General features: G+C 43.1%; 4 protein-coding genes. 2 read left to right on the forward strand and 2 right to left on the reverse strand.

The window, feature by feature from the left end; translation table 11 throughout:
- Window positions 1-262: 262 nt before the first annotated feature.
- Window positions 263-862: a nitroreductase family protein gene (locus PseudUWO310_RS22480; protein WP_143190583.1), complete on the reverse strand. Its 600-nt coding sequence runs from the start codon at window positions 860-862 to the stop codon at window positions 263-265.
- 407 nt (window positions 863-1,269) lie between these two features.
- Here PseudUWO310_RS22480 and PseudUWO310_RS22485 point away from each other — a divergent pair, with 407 nt between their 5' ends.
- Window positions 1,270-2,478 carry a 4-hydroxy-3-methylbut-2-enyl diphosphate reductase gene (locus PseudUWO310_RS22485; RefSeq protein WP_143190584.1) on the forward strand — a complete coding sequence of 403 codons (1,209 nt, stop codon included), beginning with the start codon at window positions 1,270-1,272 and terminating at the stop codon, window positions 2,476-2,478.
- Between the two features lie 171 nt (window positions 2,479-2,649).
- Window positions 2,650-3,618, forward strand: coding sequence for a DHH family phosphoesterase (locus PseudUWO310_RS22490; RefSeq protein WP_143190586.1), 969 nt, complete (start codon window positions 2,650-2,652; stop codon window positions 3,616-3,618).
- Between the two features lie 94 nt (window positions 3,619-3,712).
- Here PseudUWO310_RS22490 and rdgB read toward each other — a convergent pair whose 3' ends face one another.
- On the reverse strand, window positions 3,713-4,327 hold the full coding sequence (gene rdgB, locus PseudUWO310_RS22495) for an RdgB/HAM1 family non-canonical purine NTP pyrophosphatase (protein ID WP_190316134.1): 615 nt from the start codon (window positions 4,325-4,327) through the stop codon (window positions 3,713-3,715).
- Between the last annotated feature and the right edge of the window lie 385 nt (window positions 4,328-4,712).

A 4,712-nucleotide genomic window follows, 5' to 3' on the forward strand; every position in this document is an offset into this window, starting at 1 on the left:
CTTCCTGATTCACTAGGATGAGCTTTCTATATCGAAATATAGCGAGTCTTATCGTCCCTCCACAGGCAGAAGTCCTAGTTCCTAAGACCTATATTTTCCTTGCAACACGTCCCTTTAGTTTGGTTTTCACTTTGGGAGTTAGTGGTCAAGATATGCTTATTTTATCATGGATTCGCTAGCGCTCAATTTATTTTCTGGTTCGTTTTCATCCCGTCACCCATCCTGTAAACGGATAGGGGGCGGGACTTCCCACTCACATTAGTTAAACGAACGGAGCGGAATTTCCCCAACCGCCTGTAAAGACAAAACTAGATGATGGATAACGATCGCGAGGAGCATTTTCGCGTTCTTGCAGATCCGCAGGAAGATTGCTCGTTTCACCCGCATAACCGATCGCGATCGCGGCAATTGGACGCGCCGTTTCAGGAATATTAAAAGTTGCGATCGCCTTGGTTGCATCGAAACCACCCATCTGGTGAGCGACAAGATTTAAGGCGGTAGCTTGCAAAACTAAGGTTGCAGCCGCTTGCCCAGCATCGTATTCACCCCAAGCATTGGGCTTGCCATTATGCTTAAAAGCTTTTTGGGCGACAATCAAACCCAATACAGGAGAAACCTGCGCCCATACGACATTGCCTAGCACAATGCAATCGAGCATTTTCTGATAATTTACTGTGTCATCTTTGGTCGCGATGATAAACGCCCAAGGTTGATCGTTAAAGCAAGAGGAAGTCCATCGCGCCGCTTCAAATAGTTGAGCGAGTTTTTCTGTCTCAACAAGTTTGCTGTCAAAGGCACGGGGACTCCATCGCTGAGCAATTAATGGATGAATTTCATGATTAGTCGGTGCTGGTTTTTCCATATTGATATGTTGAGTTAATGAGTTTGAGTTCGTCCTAAGCAGTTAAGCATAATTAAAACCCAAAACTAGAGAGCGTACCGCCCGCTATGCGGGCGGTACGCTCTTCTAGGTTTTAAGTTTCTCCCAAATCACAAAATGGCTACGCCATTTTGTGATTTTAAAACCCTTACTAGGTTTGCTTTTCAATTTCCAAAAGTGTAGCCACACTTTTGGAAATTGGTATTACTTATGCTTAGCTACTTAATCAATATAGTAATCTCAATATAGCAATCTATTTTTGCTCAGGACAGCGAGCCTAAAAAGATGAGTGGCGGCGCTAGCGCCGCCACTCATCTTTTTAGGCTTGCCGTCTAGCGATTGCTATATAATACTTTCAGCACAATTACTTAGGATGTTATTTTACGCGCATGGACAACACGCTCGATACCCAAGCTATGCGAAGGGCTTTGCATAAATCTCCTAATTATTTTCGCCAAGGATTTGGTCATGGAGAAGAAGCTGAATCCACCATGCGATCGCAATATCATAGCGACCTAATCCAAACAATTCGCGATCATAACTATGTTTATACACAGGGTGATGTAACCATCTATTTAGCGAAATCCTTCGGGTTTTGTTGGGGTGTGGAACGAGCAGTGGCGATGGCGTATGAAACCCGAACTCAGTTTCCTACAGAAAGAATTTGGATTACAAATGAAATCATTCACAATCCTTCCGTGAATGCCAAACTCAAGGAAATGGAAGTTCAATTTGTGCCAGTAAACGATCGCGGAGTTAAGGACTTTTCTGGGGTCGGACAGGGTGATGTGGTAATTTTGCCAGCCTTTGGCGCTAGCGTTCAGGAAACTCAGTTATTAGATAGCCTCGGCAGTAAGATCGTCGATACGACCTGTCCTTGGGTATCCAAGGTATGGAACCGCGTTGAGAAGCATAAAAAAGCGGATTTCACTTCTATCGTTCACGGCAAGTATAACCATGAGGAAACGATCGCGACTAGTTCCTATGCCAAGCGCTATCTAGTCGTGCTAAATATGAAAGAAGCTGAGTATGTGACTAATTACATGCTCAAGGGAGGAGATCGCCAAGAGTTTCTCAGCAAGTTTAGCAAGGCGATCTCCGCAGGTTTCGATCCTGATCGCGACCTCGAAAGAGTGGGAGTCGCGAATCAAACAACCATGCTTAAAGGTGAAACGGAAGCGATTGGTAAGTTGTTTGAAAAGACGATGATGCAAAAATATGGCGTGGAAAATGTTAATGAACATTTTCTGGCTTTTAATACGATCTGTGACGCTACTCAAGAGCGTCAGGATGCGATGTTTGAAATCGTCGAAGAGGATCTCGATTTGATGATCGTTATCGGTGGTTATAATTCATCCAACACGACCCACTTACAGGAAATTGCGATCGAGCGCAATCTTCCTTCCTACCACATTGATGATGTGCATCGGATTCTATCGGCTGAAGCGATCGAGCATAAGCCCCTAGGTAAAGAAATCGAGCAATCTGTCAATTGGTTGCCCACAGGCAAAATCAGCATTGGGGTAACTTCAGGTGCATCAACCCCCGATCGCGTTGTCGAAGATGTCATTAATAGGATTTTTACCTTAAAAAATTAATTCTAAATTCTTATAGCAAAGCTCAAAATGGCTATGCCATTTTGAGCTTTGAAAACCCTTACTGGGTTTTGCAATACTTTTAAAAAATTTCTTGGTTTGGGTTTGAGCGCAAAGCGCTATAGTGATGTGCAGCATCGTAAGTATTGGAAGATTATTCGGAGGTATTAGCTTATGTCCGCAGCAACTAAAAAATATCGATTAATCACCCGAAGCGACTTTGATGGTGTTGTCAGTGCTGTATTGCTCAAAGAACTCGATATGATCGATGAGATTCTGTTTGTCCATCCTAAAGATGTACAAGACGGCAAAGTGGAAGTCTGCGATCGCGACATTTTAACTAACCTACCCTATACCGAAGGTGCACACTTAATTTTCGATCACCACACCAGTGAAACAATGCGAGTGTATGACACTCCTGACAATCATATTATTGAGGGTGAAGCCCCTTCTGCCGCAAGAGTCGTCTACAACTATTACGGTGGTAAGTTAAAGTTTCCGAAGGTTTCGCAGTTAATGATGCAAGCGGTAGACAAATGCGATTCCGCCCAGTTTGATATTAATGATATTCTCCACCCTGAAGGCTGGGTATTACTAAGTTTTCTAATGGATTCGAGGACAGGCTTAGGTAGATTTCGCGAGTTTACGATCTCTAACTATGCCTTAATGATGGAATTAGTGGATGCCTTTCGCACGATGTCCATCGAAGAGATTATGGAACTTCCGAATGTAAAGGAACGGGTAGAACTTTATTTTGTCCAGCAAGAAATTTTTAAAAAGCAAATTCAACGCTGTGCTGAGGTTTATGACAAGTTAGTGATCGTTAACTTACGTGGTGAAGAAACGATCTATGCTGGCAATAGATTCATGGTCTATGCACTATATCCTGATTGTAATATTTCTATCCATTTGATGTGGGGCAGACAAAAGCAGAACGCCGTATTTGCAGTGGGCAAGTCGGTGCTCAATCGTACCTGTCCGATCAATATTGGGGAGTTGATGTTGAGGTATGAGGGAGGAGGACATGCCAATGCGGGAACCTGTCAGATTGATAACGATCGGATAGAAGAGATCAAACAAGAACTCATTGATATTATCACCCGCAATAATGTGATAAAGCCTTCAATATCATTTGAAAGCTAGGAAAACCAAAACCAGAGAGCGTACCGCCCGCTACGCGGGCGGTACGCTCTGCTAGGTTTTAAGTTTACTTATGCCTAGCTACTTAGCAGGACTATTAGTTGAGAAGATATTGTAATTTTAGGCGTAGGGTAGCTAGAGCGTTGGCGCGATGACTAATACGAGCTTTAACTTCTGGGGGAGCTTCGCCAAAGGTCTGCTGAAGTTCAGGCATGAAAAAAATAGGATCGTAGCCAAAACCGCCGTTACCCATCGGCGATTCAGTGATTACTCCTTTACAAATACCAATTGCATCGGCAACGATTTCGCCAGATGGTGAAGCGATCGCGATCGCACATACAAATTGAGCTTCGCGATTAGAGAAATCGCGAAGTTCTGTTAATACTCGATTAATCCGATCGCGATCGGTAGGAGCATACCTTGCCGAAAGTACTCCAGGAGCACCATTGAGGGCAAATACTTCTAGTCCAGAGTCATCAGCGATCGCCCATTGTTTAGTGGCGATCGCTACTTGAGAAGCTTTTAGATGGGCATTCTCAATAAAGGTTATACCTGTTTCCTCGACATCGATATTGTCAGGCTTAGCTATCAGTTCAACCCCAAAATCTGCCAAGTAAGAACGAAACTCTTCTACTTTTCCTGCATTACCGCTAGCAATTACTAATTTGTGCAGTTGCGTCAATACATCAACCATTTTTGTTTCACCCACCATTTTTGCTCATTACTTAATTATCGATCAATTTTTAGGTTTTACACCCTATTTATTATATTTGAGCCTACATTTATTAGAACTTACAGAAAAAATACCTAAACATCATGATTTATCAACAATAGATTCGCAAATAGATCGGTAGTCCTAAAAAGGAAAGGATTTATATGGTAAGGATGGGCGACGCGAAGCGTCGCCCATCCTTACCTATTTAGCACTGCCTTAGAAGTGAACTACCAGACGCTGATGCTCCGCATACAACACTGGCTTCCTGATTCACTAGGATGAGCTTTCTATATCGAAATATAGCGAGTCTTATCGTCCCTCCACAGGCAGAAGTCCTAGTTCCTAAGACCTATATTTTCCTTGCAACACGTCCCTTTAGTTT

Source organism: Pseudanabaena sp. UWO310 (assembly GCF_006861605.1).
Classification (GTDB): domain Bacteria; phylum Cyanobacteriota; class Cyanobacteriia; order Pseudanabaenales; family Pseudanabaenaceae; genus Pseudanabaena.

Coding starts and splice junctions, on each gene's coding strand:
- PseudUWO310_RS22490 (WP_143190586.1), top strand. CDS start 2,650: ATGTCCGCAGCAACTAAAAAATATCGATTAATCACCCGAAGCGACTTT.
- rdgB (WP_190316134.1), bottom strand. CDS start 4,327: ATGGTGGGTGAAACAAAAATGGTTGATGTATTGACGCAACTGCACAAA.
- PseudUWO310_RS22485 (WP_143190584.1), top strand. CDS start 1,270: ATGGACAACACGCTCGATACCCAAGCTATGCGAAGGGCTTTGCATAAA.
- PseudUWO310_RS22480 (WP_143190583.1), bottom strand. CDS start 862: ATGGAAAAACCAGCACCGACTAATCATGAAATTCATCCATTAATTGCT.